General features: G+C 63.5%; 13 protein-coding genes. 9 read left to right on the top strand and 4 right to left on the bottom strand.

Annotated features, from left to right (window positions below; translation table 11 throughout):
* Positions 1-33 precede the first annotated feature (33 nt).
* Both ACQCSU_RS03085 and ACQCSU_RS03080 read right to left on the bottom strand, forming a co-directional pair.
* Positions 34-582 (bottom strand): hypothetical protein, encoded by a 549-nt coding sequence (locus ACQCSU_RS03085; RefSeq protein ID WP_426978219.1) that lies wholly within the window; start codon positions 580-582, stop codon positions 34-36.
* Between the two features lie 2 nt (positions 583-584).
* Positions 585-1,142, bottom strand: coding sequence for a hypothetical protein (locus ACQCSU_RS03080; protein ID WP_426978218.1), 558 nt, complete (start codon positions 1,140-1,142; stop codon positions 585-587).
* A 208-nt stretch (positions 1,143-1,350) separates the two neighbouring features.
* On the opposite strand from ACQCSU_RS03080, the gene ACQCSU_RS03075 reads away from it, so the two are divergent.
* On the top strand, positions 1,351-2,370 hold the full coding sequence (locus tag ACQCSU_RS03075; protein WP_426978217.1) for an LLM class flavin-dependent oxidoreductase: 1,020 nt from the start codon (positions 1,351-1,353) through the stop codon (positions 2,368-2,370).
* A 299-nt stretch (positions 2,371-2,669) separates the two neighbouring features.
* Complete coding sequence (locus tag ACQCSU_RS03070) at positions 2,670-3,992, top strand: hypothetical protein (protein WP_426978216.1); 1,323 nt, start codon at positions 2,670-2,672, stop codon at positions 3,990-3,992.
* Positions 3,993-4,030: 38 nt separating this feature from the next.
* Here the strand turns inward: ACQCSU_RS03070 and ACQCSU_RS03065 are convergent, their stop codons facing one another.
* Positions 4,031-6,178, bottom strand: coding sequence for a transglycosylase domain-containing protein (locus ACQCSU_RS03065; RefSeq protein ID WP_426978214.1), 2,148 nt, complete (start codon positions 6,176-6,178; stop codon positions 4,031-4,033).
* A gap of 203 nt (positions 6,179-6,381) precedes the next feature.
* On the opposite strand from ACQCSU_RS03065, the gene ACQCSU_RS03060 reads away from it, so the two are divergent.
* On the top strand, positions 6,382-7,488 hold the full coding sequence (locus tag ACQCSU_RS03060; protein WP_426978213.1) for a hypothetical protein: 1,107 nt from the start codon (positions 6,382-6,384) through the stop codon (positions 7,486-7,488).
* On the opposite strand, the gene ACQCSU_RS03055 is transcribed toward ACQCSU_RS03060, so the two are convergent.
* Positions 7,436-8,359 carry an AraC family transcriptional regulator gene (locus tag ACQCSU_RS03055; protein ID WP_426978212.1) on the bottom strand — a complete coding sequence of 308 codons (924 nt, stop codon included), beginning with the start codon at positions 8,357-8,359 and terminating at the stop codon, positions 7,436-7,438. The genes ACQCSU_RS03060 and ACQCSU_RS03055 overlap by 53 nt on opposite strands.
* Positions 8,360-8,633: 274 nt before the next feature.
* On the opposite strand from ACQCSU_RS03055, the gene ACQCSU_RS03050 reads away from it, so the two are divergent.
* From ACQCSU_RS03050 to ACQCSU_RS03025, 6 genes are all read left to right on the top strand, one after another.
* Positions 8,634-9,983: an ABC transporter substrate-binding protein gene (locus ACQCSU_RS03050; RefSeq protein WP_426978210.1), complete on the top strand. Its 1,350-nt coding sequence runs from the start codon at positions 8,634-8,636 to the stop codon at positions 9,981-9,983.
* Positions 9,984-10,045: 62 nt separating this feature from the next.
* Complete coding sequence (locus ACQCSU_RS03045) at positions 10,046-11,014, top strand: carbohydrate ABC transporter permease (protein WP_426978209.1); 969 nt, start codon at positions 10,046-10,048, stop codon at positions 11,012-11,014.
* On the top strand, positions 11,011-11,928 hold the full coding sequence (locus tag ACQCSU_RS03040) for a carbohydrate ABC transporter permease (RefSeq protein WP_426978207.1): 918 nt from the start codon (positions 11,011-11,013) through the stop codon (positions 11,926-11,928). The genes ACQCSU_RS03045 and ACQCSU_RS03040 overlap by 4 nt, the downstream gene beginning before the upstream one ends.
* A 42-nt stretch (positions 11,929-11,970) precedes the next feature.
* Positions 11,971-13,029 carry an NAD(P)-dependent alcohol dehydrogenase gene (locus ACQCSU_RS03035; RefSeq protein WP_426978205.1) on the top strand — a complete coding sequence of 353 codons (1,059 nt, stop codon included), beginning with the start codon at positions 11,971-11,973 and terminating at the stop codon, positions 13,027-13,029.
* Between the two features lie 56 nt (positions 13,030-13,085).
* The gene (locus ACQCSU_RS03030; protein ID WP_426978204.1) at positions 13,086-14,087 is read left to right on the top strand and encodes a carbohydrate kinase family protein; all 1,002 of its coding nucleotides are present in this window, start codon (positions 13,086-13,088) and stop codon (positions 14,085-14,087) included.
* 176 nt (positions 14,088-14,263) lie between these two features.
* Positions 14,264-16,240, top strand: a complete 1,977-nt coding sequence (locus ACQCSU_RS03025; protein ID WP_426978202.1) for an amino acid transporter — start codon at positions 14,264-14,266, stop codon at positions 16,238-16,240.
* The last annotated feature ends 21 nt before the right edge of the window (positions 16,241-16,261 follow it).

Here is a 16,261-nt window from a genome sequence, read left to right as displayed (position 1 = left end):
GTTCTGCTTGTCTAGTGCTCCGCCGGCCGGAGGTTAGGCTACGTTTGTGTTGGTGGTACCGGGGCCTGCATTAATTGCCGCGGCGACCAAGCGGTCGAAGCTGGCGGTCCCGTTCTCTGGAGGGACGACGGTAAAGACCGCAATCCATTTCTCGGGTGCATTTTTCTCCAGTGTTGAAGCCCGAGCCACATGCAGGTTCAACCCGGGCACCCCGCTGACAAGGAGCGGAAGCTTCTCGCCGCTCTTGGCCATGTGCCGAAATTGCTTGACCGACAATTGGTCGCCAGGGCGACTCGTTACCTCGGCGATGGTGTCATTTATCCTCTTGGTCAGCCCCCGCCTGAATCTTCTCTGGGCCGAGACCGTGGGCGCCGTGAGAAGCGCGGCGAAGAAGAAAGTGAACAAAACCACGGCGCCGAAACTTCTGAGGCTGGGCAGGATGATCATCAGGATCAGGCACAGGATCAATCCAAAGAGACTGGACATGATGAACTTGATAACGGGGTTTTCGCCTGGTTTCTTTGACCAACGAACAAGAGCGACGGTGTCCTTACGGGGCTGATCGCGCCTTGAAATTTCCATGATTAGTACCCCTTCACTTCCATGAGCGCTTCAGCCAAGATGATGGCCTCGCGTGCTTCCTTGAGATCGCTCAGCAGACCCATGTCGGGAATGGCTCCGGTGGCAACGGTGGAGCCGGCGAGTTCAGAAAAGATGCCGCTCAGCTTTTCGCGGTCCTGTGACAGCATCCGGGACGAATTCAGTTTGACTCGGCTCAGCTCAAGCTCCAGCAGTGACTTGTCGATTGCCTCCCGGCGTCCCTGCATGACCGACAACTTTTCCGTGACGCGCTGGGCACGGCCGCGGAGCATCGATTCCATCTTTAGTGCCACGTCGTGGAGTTCGCTGAGGGCGGTGTACGTCTGCGGCGACCCGGAGTGCCCGGCGAGCTGCTCGCTGACGTGGAGACGCCGTTGTTCCCATTTCCGGACGGCGGATTCGTATGGTCCTAAGAGCAACGAGACGGCCGCCAGCGCCTTATCCAGCGACCCCGCCCGCGTGCTCAGGCTTGTCGTGGCGGCGTCCAGCCTCGCCAGGAATGCGTCGTAGTTGTCATGGGGAGGGGCGCTATTGGTAGTCATGAGCCACTCGCACGCGGTAACGCGCTTCCCCTCGCCAAAAACTGCCCCCATCTCTCATGGCAAGAGAATAGAGGCTCCGAGCCCGATGGCATAGAGTCCGGACTTGAACCCCGCCGAACTGCGACGGCAGCGACGTGGATGCTTACGACGGCGCGGCAATGGTGTCGTACGAAAAAGTGTGAGTTCTTATGAGAAAGTGTGAGTTCTTATGAAACGGATCGGTTTTCTCTCCTTCGGCCACTGGCGCAACGTCCCCGGTTCGCTCGTGCGCTCCGCCCAGGACTCCCTCCTGCAGGCGATTGAGCTGGCCGTGGCCGCGGAGGAAGTCGGCGTCGACGGAGCTTACTTCCGCGTTCATCACTTCGCCGAGCAGCAGACCTCGCCGTTCCCACTGCTCGCGGCGATTGCCGCCCGCACCTCTCGTATCGAGATTGGCACCGGCGTTATTGACATGCGCTATGAGAACCCGCTCTACATGGCTGAGGAGGCCGCCGCCGTCGACCTCATCAGCGGAGGCCGTCTGCAGTTGGGGGTCAGCCGCGGTTCCCCCGAGTCAGTGGTGGCTGGCTACGAGGCGTTCGGGCACCTCCCGGCCGAGGGCGAGTCCGACGCCGACATGGCCCGCCGGCACACTGCGCGCTTCCGGTCCGCCATCTCCGGCGCAGGCATAGCCGGCGCCAATCCGCAGATGGGCGGGCGCACCGGACTGGTCCCGATTCAGCCCCTGTCACCAACGCTCCCCGAGCGAATCTGGTGGGGTGCCGGAAATCGGGCCAGCGCCCGCTGGGCGGGACAGCAGGGCATGAACCTCATGTCTTCGACCCTGCTGACAGAGGACACCGGGGTCCCCTTCGACCGGCTGCAGGCCGAACAGATCGCCGGGTACCGGGAGGCCTGGGCAGCGGCCGGCCACCGGCACACTCCCCGGGTGTCCGTGTCGCGAAGCATCGTTCCGCTGATCGATGACGACTCCCGTCGCTACTTCGGACTGCGCGCCCAGGCCGACGCCCGGGACCAGGTGGGCTATATCGACGGCGGGCTGGCCCGGTTCGGGCGTAGCTACGTCGGTGAACCCGACCGGCTCGTTGAGGAGCTCGCCCGGGACGCGGCCGTGGCCGCGGCGGACACATTGCTGGTAACCGTCCCGAATCAGCTTGGCGTGGACTTCAACGTCCGGCTTCTCGAGTCGATTTCTCGCGACCTCCGCCCCTCCTTGGGATGGGATTGACGCGGGCGCCACGGCGGCAGGGGCGAAACCAAAATGACGCGGCAGCTTTGACCTGGGTCTGGACATGGAAACCGGCCCGCACTAGATTCAGCCGACAAGCCGGGACTGAACGCAGGTCTTCCAACTCAAGGAGCATTGGCGATGGAGAAACGGAAACTGATCGCCCTTCTCCTTGACAGGGCGGTCCTGTCGGCCGGTGCGCCAACTGTGGAGTGCGTCGAACGGCTACGCAGAAGTGGAGGCAGGCACAGCTCAACGTCGCGGGGCTCCTCCGTTCACCATCAACCTCAAGGAATAACATGTTGATCAAGTCGCCCACCGCAGCCGTACTCATGACGTTCCTCTTGGTCAGCGGGTTGGTTGCAGGAATCTCGGCTCCGGCCTCGGCTGCGGGTACCACGTACTACGTCAGTGCCGCGGGGAGCGACAGCAATTCGGGAACCTCAAGCTCGGCGCCGTGGAAGTCTTTGTCAAAGGTTAATTCCATCGTCCTTACACCCGGCGACACCGTCAGTTTCCGCAGGGGCGATACTTGGACCGGAGGCCTTGTGGCCAACCAGAGCGGGACAGACGCCGCTCCGATCACCTTGAATGGCTACGGCAGCGGCAACGCTCCGACGATCACCGGCGGTAAGTCGGGAAACTGCATCAGGATTAACGGCAACTACACCATTGTTGACGGACTACGCGGTGTTTCCTGCGGCTATGCAGGCATCAGCATCACAGGGGACCGCAATACGGTCCGGAACTCCAGCGCCTCCAACAATGCTGTGGGCATCAAGGCAGGTTCCGGGTCTGACTTCGGGAAATACACCGGCAATGTACTGACCAACAACAACATCATGAATGTCTTAACGCAAGGCACGAATTGCGGAACGCCTCAGGCAGTGAACTGCAATGACGACTCTGGTGCTTCCGGCGTGCTGATCAACGGCAACGACAATGAGCTTTCCGGTAATACGGTCAGCGGATCCAACGCGTTTTCCTATGATTACAACCGCGACGGCGGCTCGTTCGAAATCTACAACGGCAACCGGAACAACATTCATCACAATGTGGCCCTGGACAACAACAACTTCTCCGAGATCGGAAAGTCCTCGGGAACTGCGGACGGCAACACGTACCGCTACAACCTGGTCCGTTCAACCTGTGGTGCCAACTGCACCCAGGCCAAGGGCTTGATCGCCCGCGGGACAGGGACCTCATTCGGACCCACGAACGGCACCATTTTTGAGTTCAACACCGTGTATCTGAACGGTCCGCAGTCCCAGGCCATTGTCTGCCATGCGAGCTGCCCTTCATCGACGGTGATCCGGGCCAACATCCTGGCAGGCGTCAAGAACTCCCTGTGGATCAACGGCTCCGGCTGGACCGAAAAGCAGAATGTTCTCAACGGTCCGATCAACTTCGTGCCGAACAGCACGTCCACCACCGCGCCGGCAGCTTTCGTGAACGCGCCCACCGATCTCCACTTAACCGGCAGCAGCCCGGCAATCGACCGCGCCGGAACCAGCTTTTCCACTCTGGACCTTGACGGACGGGCAGTGCCCCAGAACGGGGACTGCACCGGAACGGCCGCTGCCGATTCGGGGGCCTACGAGTACGACTCGCCCAACTGCTGAAATCTTGCCGCCGTCGCCCCCGGTCACCATCGGATGGATCAGGGCTTGGTCATGGACTCGGGCGGCGGCGGGAACGCTGCGGCCGGGTAGAGTTCGGCGACCTGCTGCATGTAGTTCGCCCACTGCGGGCCCGCGAGCATGTAACCGTCAATCCCCTTGTAGAACTTGCCGTTGATGGTGACATTCTGGCCGGGCCGTGTCTGACCTTCCAGGGTGTCCCCGAAGAAGGAAGCGGTCGCGAGTCCGGAGGTGTAGCCGACCACCCAGGTCGCGCCGTTGTTGTTGGAGGTGCCGGTCTTAGCCGCCACCGGGAACTTACTCTGGACCTTGGGGTCGATGTAGACGCCGGACCCCCGTTTCAGCACGTCCTGGAGCACGGAGTTCACGCCGCGGGCAACCTCGGGCTTGACGGCGGTGTGGCAGTTGCTGGTCTCGGCCGGAAGCTTTCGCCCCGCCGCATCGGTCACGTCCACAATGGCGATCGGCGCGCAGTATCTGCCGTCGTTGGCGAACGTGGCAAACGCGTTGGCCAGGTGGAGCGGCGCGACGCCGATGGCACCCAGCAGGTTGCCCAGCTGGTGCATGTTCACCGGGGCGTTATCCACGCCGCTGTGGAGCCCCACGGCGTCCACCATTTTCTGGATGCCGCAGAAATCCAGTTGGGCGGCCTCAGCGAAGGTTGCGGTGTTGATGGAGTTGTAGAGCCCGTAGTTGACGGGCATGGGGCGGTAGTATCCCTCATCGTTGTTCTGGAGGTCGTCCGCGGCGCCGAGATTCTTTTGCGCCGAGTCGTAGGCACCGAGCACCTTGCCGCAGCTGGATTTCCATGGAAAATCGAGGGGATACGACCGCCGGGAGGCGTCCACTTCAGTGGTCAGGGACTTGCCCTCATTGAGCCATTCCGCGAACGTGAACGGTTTCATGGTGGACCCGGGCTGGAACCCGCCGGCGCCGTTCAGGTCATTGCCGTTGGCGTCCTTGGAATCGACGTTGAAGTTCAACTGGGTATCGAATTTCCCGGGTTCGGTGAGATACACGGTGTTTTGCGCCATCGCGAGAATCTTGCCCGTTCCCGGCCCGATGGACACCAGCGACGCACCCCATTTGTCCGGGTTGGCCCCGGCCGTGGCGTCGACCTGCGCCTGCGCGGCCACCTGCAGTCGACTGTCCAGCGTGGTGGTGATGGTCAGGCCGCCGCGGTACAGCTTCTTCTCGCGGTCGGCCAGGTCGACGCCGTACGCCGGGTTGTTGAGGAAGAGGTGCGAGACATAGTCGCAGAAATACGGTGCTATTTCCGCAGCGGCGCAACCCTGTTGCCCCTGGGTGATCTTGAGGTCCACTCCGGTGGCGACGGCGGCGTCATGTTCAGCTTGCGGAATCTTGCCCTGGCTGAGCATATTGTCCAGGACCTGGTTGCGTCGCTGGATGGAGTTTTCCGGGTGGACGGCGGGATCGTAGAAGCTGGGGCTGTTCACCAAGCCGGCAAGCAGGGCAGCCTGCGGCAGGGTGAGGTCCTTGGCGGTTGTGCTGAAGAAGTGGCGCGCCGCGGCCTCAATGCCGTAGGCGTCCCGGTTGAAAAACACGATGTTGAGGTAGCCCTCGAGGATCTGCTCCTTGGTGTACTTCTTCTCCAGTTCGATGGCGAGCTTCATCTCGCGCACTTTGTCGCCGATACTCTTCTGCCCGCTGAGGATGACCTGATCGCCCCTGTCCGCCGACAGCAGCGACTCGTTGAGCACATTGGTGACGTATTGCTGGGTCAGCGTGGATGCGCCCTGCCGGCCGCCGCTGGTCAGGTTCGACGTCAGCGCCCGGAGAATCCCCTGCGGGTCCACACCGCCGTGCTCGTAGAAGCGGCTGTCCTCGATGGCGACTATCGCGTCCTTGATGAACGGGGACATCTGGTCCAACCCGACTTTCACGCGGTTCTCCGCGTAAAAGGTGGCGATCGGCTTCCCGTCCGCGCTCAGCACCTTGGTTGACTGTGACGGCGTACCAACCGTCAGCTCAGAGGGGAGGCTGTTGAAGAATATGATCGAATTACGGACGGCGACGCCGGCAGCAGCCACACCGGGGACCACTAGGCTGGCGGCCAGAACGCCGCAGATCGCGCTCACCGTAAAGAATCCGATGACCCTCCAAAAGGCCGCGACCAGACGAGATCCTATTCGGTTCTTCGACGCCATTTTCTGTCCAGCTATCACGCTCGAAACGTGTGTTCAGAATACGCCGGAAGACCCCCATGGGCCAGACGGCAGGGTGGATGGTTCCGAGGCGTTGCACTGGCGGTTGAACACCCAGAGGTCCAAGCTTTAACTAGTCGGCGCCCGGCCGGTACCGGCTGTACGGCAGCGCCGACGGCGGCATCTGGAGTGCGAGGAGAACGAGCATGGTTGACACGGCGGCACGGACTCGCAGGGCCGGCGCAGGACGCGATCTGGTGACAGAACTGCTGGGTATCTGGCTCCTCCTGGCCGTCTTCCTGGACGGCTGGGCACACCTGCACCTTCTCGGGCTGGAAACCTTCTTCACCCCCTGGCATGCCGCCCTTTATTCCGGTCTCGTGGCCTCAGCCGCGTGGACGGCCAGCGTGATCTGGACGAACCGTGAGCCCGGGCAGCCGCTGGCCCGGGCGATACCAGCCGGCTACAAGGGCACGGTCATTGGACTCGTCCTCTTCGCCCTCGCGGGCGTTCTGGATCTGGCATGGCACGAGATACTGGGCATCGAAACCTCGCTCGACGCCTTGGTGAGCCCTACCCATCTGCTGCTGGGGTTCAGTCTCTTCCTCATCCTCGGAACCGGCATCCGCAGTGCACGGGCCGCCGGCCGATCAGACGCCTTCGAATGGACACCCCCGGCGGTACTCGCTGTGGTCCTGATGGCCGGGCTGGGCGCCTTCTTCCTCATCTACTGCTCGGCGTTCGTCCGGACCCCGCCGGCAGTCCCATATATACCGACGCCGATCGGGAGCCCCGGCCGCACCCAGGCGGAGATGCCCGCGGCACTCGGAATGGCCAGCTACCTCGTGACCACAGCGCTGATCATCGCACCCTTCCTATACACCCTCTCCGGAGCCCGACGGCCGCCTCACGGCATCGCCACCATCCTGGTCGTTGTGGTTGCGTGGCTGCCCCTGGCCATGTCGGGGCTCCGCCCTGCGGCGGCTGCCGGGGCCGCAGGGGCCACGATAGCCGCGGTCGTGGCGGACCTGCTGCTCGCCCGCTGGGCGCGGCCGTGGCTGGGGCGCCGGCTGGCGGCGGTCACCGCACTACTGGCGGCGCTTATCTGGACGGGCCAGCTGGTCGGCATCGCCGTGACGTCAGGGATTGCATGGCCTGTGTCGATGTGGCTGGGGGCAGTTGTGCTGAGTGCGGGATTGGCTGCGGGCCTGGCCTTCGTCAGCTCGTGGAATTCGGGGAGCGTCCAAAGTCACGCGCCGATCAGCCCTTTACCCGTTGCCGGTAGTGCCGCGGCGTTTCGCCGGCGTCGCTGAGGAAATGCCGATTGAAATTCGACAGGTTGGAAAAACCCACTTCATAGCAGATGTCGGAGATGGCTTTGTCGCTGCGCTCCAGCAGCCGTCTGGCATGTGCGAGTCGCAGTTTGCGGACCAAATCGCTGAAGTTCTGGCCGGTTGCGCGCTTAAAGTACTTCGAAAACGTCGGCTCTGACATCCCGACAAGTGCTGCTGCCTCGGACATCTTGACGGTGCCGGCATGGTTGCTGAACACGTATTCCAGGACAATGTCCACCACGGCGGCTGCCTGGCCATCCAGCTGAGGCCTGAACCATTCTTCCGCCAGGTAACGCCGTTCGTCCTCCGGTGCGTGCGCAAGAACGGCAAAGAGTTGAAACATGTGGTGCAGCCGTTCCAGTCCGGTGGATGAGCCCATCGCCTCGATGGCCGCGGCGGCCAACTCGGCTGACCTCCCGAGAAACTCGATGCCGCGCGCGGACTGTGCCAATAGGGGTTCGATTTCAGCCATTTCCGGAACCATGGAAGCTGCTTGCTGAACCCATTTCCCGTCGAACTGAACCACGGCATCACGCCGCTCCAGCACTTCACCGGGTTCAAGGTCGCTGACCCAGTCGTGCGGAAGCCCCGAGCCCACCAACGAAACGTGTCCGGCCTCGAACGTGCCGATGTGGTCTCCCACAATGAATTTGCCGGTGCCCTTCCGGATCAGATGGATCTCGTATTCCGGATGGTAGTTCCACCGGGCCAGTGGGCTGGGATAGTCATGCTCGTTCCACCGCACCGAATGGTTGGGGTCGGCAGGGATGACTTCTCGGTTGGCCCGCATGCCGACAAGCCGTTCGGCTAGCCTGGCCGCGGCGCCTTCGCTCAGGTCCGCTGTGCTCATGCGATTCTCCACATCGTCGGAGGTTATGAAATCGGGACAGCGCTCCTGGCGCTTTCCCTTAGGTTAGCGCCTGCAATCCCGTGCGCACGGCAAATTAGTATCAAAACTACGCAAGCAGCGTGCTAGTTGTGCCCCACCCCACAGGCCTAATCTTGAGGAACACATCAGCGAGGCACCCCGGCATCCAGCCCACGTCACGCTTTCAGCCCCGCCTCGGCACCGCAGCCGGTGCAGGGCAGCTTTGCACCCCCCATGAAGAACAAAGGAGTCCTTAATGCGCGCAAAAATACGCGTCGCCTCGTTGGCCGCAGGTGCCCTGTGCGTGGCCCTCAGCGCCTCGGCCTGTTCAGGTGCCGGCGGAGGCAATTCCGCAGGAGACCCGAACAGCATCAACGTCCTGATGGTGAACAACCCGCAAATGGAAGACCTGCAGAGGCTGACGGCGGATAACTTCACCAAGGACACCGGCATCAAGGTCAACTACACGGTCCTGCCGGAAAACGATGTCCGCGCCAAGATCAGCCAGGAGTTCTCGAGCCAGGCTGGCCAGTACGACATTGCATCGCTATCTAATTACGAGATCCCCTTCTATTCCGCGAACGGCTGGCTGGCACCGCTGGACAATGTGGCCAAGGATGCCGAATTCAAGCAGTCGGACATCCTGCCGGCCTACACGGCGTCGCTGACGGGCAAGGACGGCAAGCTCTACGGCGAACCGTTTTACGGCGAATCGTCCTTCCTGATGTACCGCAAGGACATTCTCGACGCCAAGGGACTGACCATGCCGGAGCAGCCCACCTGGGACGAGGTCGCCGACCTTGCCGGCAAGGCCGACGGTGCAGCTCCGGGCATGAAGGGCATCTGCCTGCGCGGACAGCCGGGTTGGGGTCAGGTTTTCGCCCCGCTTACTACCGTGGTCAACACCTTCGGCGGGACCTGGTTCGACAAGGACTGGAACGCCAAGGTCAACGCGCCCGAATTCACCGCAGCGACCGAGTTCTACACCAAGCTGGTACGCGAGCACGGTGAAGCGGGCGCCGCCCAGGCCGGGTTCACCGAATGCCTCAACAACATGAGCCAGAGCAAGGTCGCCATGTGGTACGACGCCACCTCCGCAGCGGGTGCGTTGGAAGCCGACGCTTCCCCGGTGAAGGGGAAAATCGGCTACGCCCAGGCTCCGGTGAAGGAAACCAAATCCGCCGGTTGGCTATGGACTTGGTCCTGGGGCGTTCAGGCTGCCTCCAAGAAGCAGGACGCTGCGGGGAAGTTCATCGCCTGGGCCAGTTCGAAGAAGTACGAAGAACTGGTGGCGTCCAAGCTCGGCTGGGCCAAGGTTCCGTCCGGCAAACGCATCTCCACTTATGAGAACGCCGAGTTCCAGAAAGCCGCGCCGTTCTTCAAGGCCGAACGCTCGGCCATTGAAAACGCTGATCCGAAGAACCCCGGCGTCCAGGAGCGCCCGGTGATCGGTATTCAGTTCGTTGGAATCCCCGAGTTCGCCGATCTGGGCACCACTGTCTCGCAAGGAGTGAGTTCCGCTATCGCCGGACAGGGCTCAGTACCCGATGCGCTGGCCAAAGGGCAGGTAGCCGCACAAAAAATCGGCGACAAGTACAAGAAGTAACAACCCACCAATCGGTCCGGTGGCCCGCTTCCGGGCGGGCCACCGGACCGAAGGAGACCATCATGACTACAGCAACAGCGCGCACCGCCCGTACCGGGCTGAGCGCACCAAAGTCTTCCAAGAATGCCAAGGCCCGTGAACGTGCTTTCGCCTGGGTGCGGCGTGCGCCGCTGCTGCCGGCGCTGATTTTCCTCATCATCGTCACCCAGCTCCCGTTCGTGGTGACACTGATTATTTCGTTCCTGAACTGGAACAGCCTGCGCCCGGACCAGACCGGATTCGCTGGCTTCGACAACTACATCCAAGTCCTCACCAACGCCGACCTTCGCCAGGCGATCTTCACCACCATCATCCTCACCGTCTCCGTGGTCCTGGCCAGCTTGGTGATCGGCCTCGGACTGGCCCTGCTCCTGGACAAGAAGTTCCTCGGCCGCGGACTGGCCCGGACGCTTCTGATCGCACCGTTCCTCGTGGTCCCCGTTGCCGCGGCCCTCATCTGGAAGCACGCCCTCCTCAACCCCACCTACGGCCTGATCAACGGCACCCTGACTTGGGTCTGGTCACTCTTCGGCAGCGACGCCCCGCCCCAGCCGGACCTCCTGTCCCAGGCACCGCTGATGGCCGTCGTCGTCTCGCTCGTCTGGCAGTGGACACCGTTCATGATGCTCATCCTGCTCGCCGGTCTGCAGTCACGGCCGATGGACACTGTCGAAGCCGCCCAGATGGACGGGGCCAGCCCATGGCAAATCTTCCGCCACCTCACCCTGCCGCACCTGCGCCAGTACCTGGAACTCGGCGGCCTGCTCGGCGCTATCTACATCGTGCAGAACTTCGACGCAGTCTTCACTCTCACCTCAGGAGGCCTCGGCACGGCCAACCTGCCGTATGCCATCTACCAGACGTTCTACTTCGCCAACGAATACGGCCTGGCGTCCGCCGCCGGCGTCGTGGTGGTCATCGGCACGATCATCGTGGCCACGTTCGCCCTCCGCACCGTATTCTCGCTCTTCAAGAAGGAGGCAGCACGATGAGCACCCTCACCGCTGCCGCACACCGCAAGTCCGCAGCCCGACCGGCCGCCGTCAACACCGGTTCACGGCGGCGCGGCAAGTCCCGCATGGACCCCACCCGTAACAACACCGCAGCCGGAATCGCGGCCTGGCTCCTTGCCCTGCTTTTCGCAACGCCGGTCCTGTGGATGATCCTCACGTCGCTCCACTCGGAAACGGACGCCGCCACGAACCCGCCGTCCCTCTCCGCCGGCCTCACCCTGGACGCTTACAAGGAGTTCTTCGGGGCAAGCTCCGGGGTCAGCCCGTGGCCACCGCTGATCAACTCCGCCACAGCCTCGATCTTCTCCACCGTACTGGTCCTCCTGCTGGCCATCCCGGCCGCCTATGCGCTGTCGATCCGGCCGGTCCGGAAGTGGACCGACGTCATGTTCTTCTTCCTCTCCACGAAGATGATGCCTGTGGTCGCCGCGATCCTGCCCCTCTTCCTCTTCGCCAAGACGGTGGGCGCTCTGGACAACATCTGGTTCCTGATCCTGATGTACACCTCGATGAACCTGCCCATCGCCGTCTGGATGATGCGCTCGTTCCTTGCCGAAGTGCCGGTGGAAATGCTCGAAGCTGCCGAGATCGACGGAGCAGGTCTGCTCCTGACCCTCCGCGCGATCATCGCACCCGTGGCGATGCCCGGCATCGCCGCCACCGCCCTGATCTGCTTCATCTTCAGCTGGAACGAACTGCTCCTGGCCCGGGTCCTCACCGGCGTCATGGCCGGCACCGCGCCGGTATTCCTGACCGGCTTCGTGAGCAGTCAGGGCCTGTTCCTCGCGAAGGTCTGCGCTGCTGCCGTAGTCATCTCCCTGCCCGTGCTGTTCGCCGGGTTCGCCGCACAGGACAAACTCGTTCAGGGTCTCTCCCTCGGCGCCGTGAAGTAACCCGTCACCAACCAAGCAACCATTTCCCAGAGGAGCACTCCGATGACAACACCAACCGCTCAGACCACCGCGGCCTTCTCCGCGCCCCCCACGACAATGCGTGCCTCCGTCCTCCAACGCCAGGGGGAGATGGCCATGGAAACCCTGCCTGTCCCGCAGCTTGAGACCGACCAGGTTCTCGTACAGGTCGCCGCCGTCGGAGTCTGCGGCAGCGACGTTCACTACTACGAGCACGGCCGGATCGGCGAGTACATGGTGGACCACCCGCTGATCCTGGGCCACGAACTCTCCGGGAGGATCGCCGCCGTCGGAAGCTCCGTTGACCCGTCCCGCATCGGCAACCGGGTCGCCGTCGAACCCCAGCGGCCCTGCCGCAAGTGCAAGCAGTGCAAGGCAGGACGCTACAACCTTTGCCCCGACATCGAGTTCTACGCCACCCCGCCGGTCGACGGCGCCTTCGCCGAATACGTGACCATCCAGAGTGACTTTGCCTACGACATCCCGGACGGCGTCAGCGACGAGGCCGCGGCCCTCATCGAGCCGCTCTCGGTCGGGCTCTGGGCCTGTGAACGCGCCGACATCAAGCCTGGCAGCCGGGTGCTGATTGCCGGCGCAGGCCCGATCGGCATCATCGCCGCCCAGGCCGCCCGGGCCTTTGGGGCAACCGAAATCTACATCACGGACATCGCCGAAGACCGCCTGGCCTTCGCCCTGGAACATGGCGCAACCCACGCCCTCAACGCCAGGACGGATTCCGTGGACGGGCTGGATGTCGACGCCTTCATCGACGCCTCCGGCGCCCCACAGGCCGTCCGCGCGGGGATTAGGGCCGTGGGGCCAGCGGGCCGGGTCATTCTGGTCGGCCTCGGGGCCGACGACGTCGAACTCCCGGTCTCCTTCATCCAAAACCGCGAAATCTGGCTCTCCGGCGTCTTCCGCTATACCAACACGTGGCCTTTGGCCATCCAGCTGATCGCTGACGGCAAGGTGGATCTGGACGTCCTAGTCACCGGCAAATTTGCGCTTGCTGACGCCGAGGAGGCGCTCAAGGCTGGCAAGCGGGCCGGACAGCTGAAAACCGTTGTTTACCCCGGCCGCTGATGCACGTCACGGACACCGGGCAGCCGGGCACGAAGACATACTGCAAGGAAGCAGCCATGCCATCACATGACACCACATCCGCATCCAGCCGGGCTGTCGGGAACACCGTCCTGACCGTGATCGGCGAATCCCTAGTCGATATCATCATTGATGGCCAGCGGGCGGCGGCAACCCAGGCCCACCCCGGCGGGAGCCCCCTTAACCTGGCTGTCGGGGCCGCGCGCCTGGACCTCCGGACCACCCTCGTGACCCACTACGCCGCAGATCCGTACGGCCTCATGATCGAAGACCATCTGCAGTCGAACGGCGTCGACGTGATCAACGGCGGGACCGCGCCGACGTCAACTGCCGTCGCTACGCTGAATGCCGACGGCGCTGCTGAGTACACCTTCGCCATCAGGTGGGATATCAATGGGGCCTCACTTCCTGCCCTGGCCGCCGTCGAAGGGTCCACGCACGTGCACACGGGATCAATCGCCACCGTGCTCGGGCCGGGCGATCAGGTCACTCTTGCCCTCGTGAAGGCAGCCCATGGGCACGCGACCGTCAGCTACGACCCTAACTGCCGGCCGGCGATCAGCCCGGATTCGGTCGCCGCACGCAGGCAGGTTGAACTCTTCGTGGCTGCCAGCGACATCGTCAAAGCCAGCGACGAAGATCTGCACTGGCTCTACCCGAACCGGACACCGGACGAAACCCTGGAAGCCTGGCTCGGTCTCGGGCCGGCGATGGTTGCCTTGACACGGGGAGACGCCGGCCCGATCATCCTCTCCGCCAGGGGCCGGGTGGAGATGGCAGCCGAACCCATCACGGTTGCAGATACCGTGGGGGCGGGCGATTCGTACATGGCCGGGCTCATCTCCGGGCTGGCCCAACTTGGTGGCCTCGGGGCCACGGGCAGGCAACGATTACAGACCCTGACACTGGACCAGCTGTACGCTCTCGCCGCCTACGCCAACCGTGCCGCGGCCATCACCTGCTCCCGGCAGGGTGCAAGTCCACCGTGGTCCGCGGAACTCGGCCTGCTGCCCGCCCCCTCACAGGCACAGGAGCGCTGAAACATGCAGACCCTACGTACAGCACAGTCGCCGCGCCGCGCTGTCGCGGCTGGACGCGGCCACGGTGGCGCCGTTAAGGATCCGTAAGGATTGATGCGGGGGCGGGAGCAAAGCGGCTGGCCGTTGTTACCTTGGGTAGTGATCGCGGTGGCGGACACCGCGCGTGAAAGGCACTCATGACCACGCTCAGCAGGCCGCCGGCCGATCCCTCGGCACCACGCCCCGGGACGGCGGACAAGTTCAGGAGCTGGCTCCTGTTCGGCCTGCAGGACGCCAAGGGGATTCATCAAGGCCCCGGTGCCGTGGGCGACGCCCATCTGAAGAGGCATTCGTGGTGGCAAGTGATGTGCCTGACCGGCGTCGACTATTTCTCCACTCTGGGGTACCAGCCGGCCATCGCGGCCCTCGCTGCGGGGGTGATCTCCCCTCTGGCCACCATGGTGCTGGTTGCCGTCACGCTTTTGGGCGCCCTGCCGGTCTACCGCAGGGTTGCCGGCGAAAGCAACCGTGGCGAGGGGTCCATCGCCATGCTTGAGCGTCTCCTGCCGCGCTGGAGCGGCAAGCTCTTTGTACTGGTCCTGCTGGGGTTCGCCGCCACGGACTTTATGATCACCATGACCTTGTCAGCCGCAGACGCCACGGCACACGCGATCCAGAACCCCTTTGCCCCGGCCTGGCTGCAAGGTCAGAACGTCCTGATTACGCTGTTCCTGCTCGCCATGCTTGCCGCCGTTTTCCTCCGCGGATTCAAGGAGGCCATCGGGGTAGCGGTGGTCCTGGTCGGCATCTACCTGGGGTTGAATGTGGTGGTGGTCGTCGCGACCATCGTTGAAGTGTTCGCCCACCCGCTTGCCGTGGGGGACTGGTGGCACGCACTGTCCACCTCGCACGGGAATCCGTTCATGGTGGTCGGCATCGCGCTGCTCGTCTTCCCCAAGCTGGCCCTGGGCCTGTCCGGCTTCGAGACCGGCGTGGCCGTGATGCCGCAGATCAAGGGATGGCCCAGCGACACCGAGGAGAATCCGGCCGGCCGGATCCACGGGGCCCGCAGGCTGCTGACGACGGCGGCCGTCATCATGAGTGCCTTCCTGATAACCACCAGCTTCACCACCGTGGTGCTCATCCCGGAGCAGGAATTCCAGCCCGGCGGACAAGCCAACGGCCGCGCCCTGGCGTTCCTGGCCCACGAATACCTTGGGCCCGGTTTCGGCACCGCCTATGACATCAGCACCATCGCCATTCTCTGGTTCGCCGGTGCCTCCGCGATGGCCGGACTGCTGAACCTCGTCCCGCGGTACCTGCCCCGTTACGGCATGGCCCCTGAATGGGCCAGAGCAGTGCGCCCTCTGGTGCTCGTGTTCACCGCCGTCGGGTTCCTGATCACCTACCTGTTCAACGCCGACGTCGATGCCCAGGGCGGCGCGTACGCCACCGGCGTCCTGGTGCTCATGACTTCGGCTGCAGTGGCCGTAACCCTCTCGGCGCGCCGCCAGCAACAACCCAAGCGGACGGTCGGATTCGGGGTGATAGCCGTGGTGTTCATCTACACCACCGTGGCCAACATCTTTGAACGGCCCGAAGGCATCCGGATCGCCTCATTCTTCATTGTGGGCATCATTGTGATCTCACTGCTCTCCCGGATCCTGCGTTCCTTCGAGCTGCACGCCACCCACGTCCACCTCGACCGGCAGGCGCTGGAATTCATGTCCTCCAACCTGGACGGACCCATCGCCATCATCGCTCACGAACCCCTGCGCCTGAGTCCCCAGGCCTACCGGGACAAGCTGACGTCCGCCATCGAGGTGGGCCACCTGCCCCTGGATTACCGGACGCTGTTCCTGGAAGTCATCGTGGACGATTCCTCCGATTTTGAAACGGCACTGGAGGTCCACGGCATCCACCGGCACGGCTACCAGATCCTGGAGGTGCACGGACCCGTGGTGCCGAACACGATCGCCTCGGTACTGCTGCACATCCGGGACGTGACCGGGCTGATGCCGCACATCTACTTCCGCTGGACCGAGGGAAACCCAGTCACCAACCTGCTGCGTTTCCTGTTCCTGGGCGAAGGCGAGATCGCACCCGTCACCCGCGAAGTGCTGCGCGAAGCCGAACCCGATGTCACCAAACGGCCCTGGGTCCACGTCGGCTGAGCCGCCCGCGGAAGTGAAGCA

This window comes from Pseudarthrobacter sp. O4, from assembly GCF_050157025.1.
Classification (GTDB): domain Bacteria; phylum Actinomycetota; class Actinomycetes; order Actinomycetales; family Micrococcaceae; genus Arthrobacter.
Note: the sequence above shows the minus strand (reverse complement) of the source record. Positions and strands in the feature narration are given on the sequence as shown.

What these genes read in the sequence shown, in the direction of transcription:
- ACQCSU_RS03035 (WP_426978205.1), top strand. Translation starts at nt 11,971, where the DNA reads ATGACAACACCAACCGCTCAGACCACCGCGGCCTTCTCCGCGCCCCCC.
- ACQCSU_RS03070 (WP_426978216.1), top strand. Translation starts at nt 2,670, where the DNA reads ATGTTGATCAAGTCGCCCACCGCAGCCGTACTCATGACGTTCCTCTTG.
- ACQCSU_RS03080 (WP_426978218.1), bottom strand. Translation starts at nt 1,142, where the DNA reads ATGACTACCAATAGCGCCCCTCCCCATGACAACTACGACGCATTCCTG.
- ACQCSU_RS03025 (WP_426978202.1), top strand. Translation starts at nt 14,264, where the DNA reads ATGACCACGCTCAGCAGGCCGCCGGCCGATCCCTCGGCACCACGCCCC.
- ACQCSU_RS03075 (WP_426978217.1), top strand. Translation starts at nt 1,351, where the DNA reads ATGAAACGGATCGGTTTTCTCTCCTTCGGCCACTGGCGCAACGTCCCC.
- ACQCSU_RS03055 (WP_426978212.1), bottom strand. Translation starts at nt 8,359, where the DNA reads ATGAGCACAGCGGACCTGAGCGAAGGCGCCGCGGCCAGGCTAGCCGAA.
- ACQCSU_RS03065 (WP_426978214.1), bottom strand. Translation starts at nt 6,178, where the DNA reads ATGGCGTCGAAGAACCGAATAGGATCTCGTCTGGTCGCGGCCTTTTGG.
- ACQCSU_RS03040 (WP_426978207.1), top strand. Translation starts at nt 11,011, where the DNA reads ATGAGCACCCTCACCGCTGCCGCACACCGCAAGTCCGCAGCCCGACCG.
- ACQCSU_RS03050 (WP_426978210.1), top strand. Translation starts at nt 8,634, where the DNA reads ATGCGCGCAAAAATACGCGTCGCCTCGTTGGCCGCAGGTGCCCTGTGC.
- ACQCSU_RS03085 (WP_426978219.1), bottom strand. Translation starts at nt 582, where the DNA reads ATGGAAATTTCAAGGCGCGATCAGCCCCGTAAGGACACCGTCGCTCTT.
- ACQCSU_RS03045 (WP_426978209.1), top strand. Translation starts at nt 10,046, where the DNA reads ATGACTACAGCAACAGCGCGCACCGCCCGTACCGGGCTGAGCGCACCA.
- ACQCSU_RS03060 (WP_426978213.1), top strand. Translation starts at nt 6,382, where the DNA reads ATGGTTGACACGGCGGCACGGACTCGCAGGGCCGGCGCAGGACGCGAT.
- ACQCSU_RS03030 (WP_426978204.1), top strand. Translation starts at nt 13,086, where the DNA reads ATGCCATCACATGACACCACATCCGCATCCAGCCGGGCTGTCGGGAAC.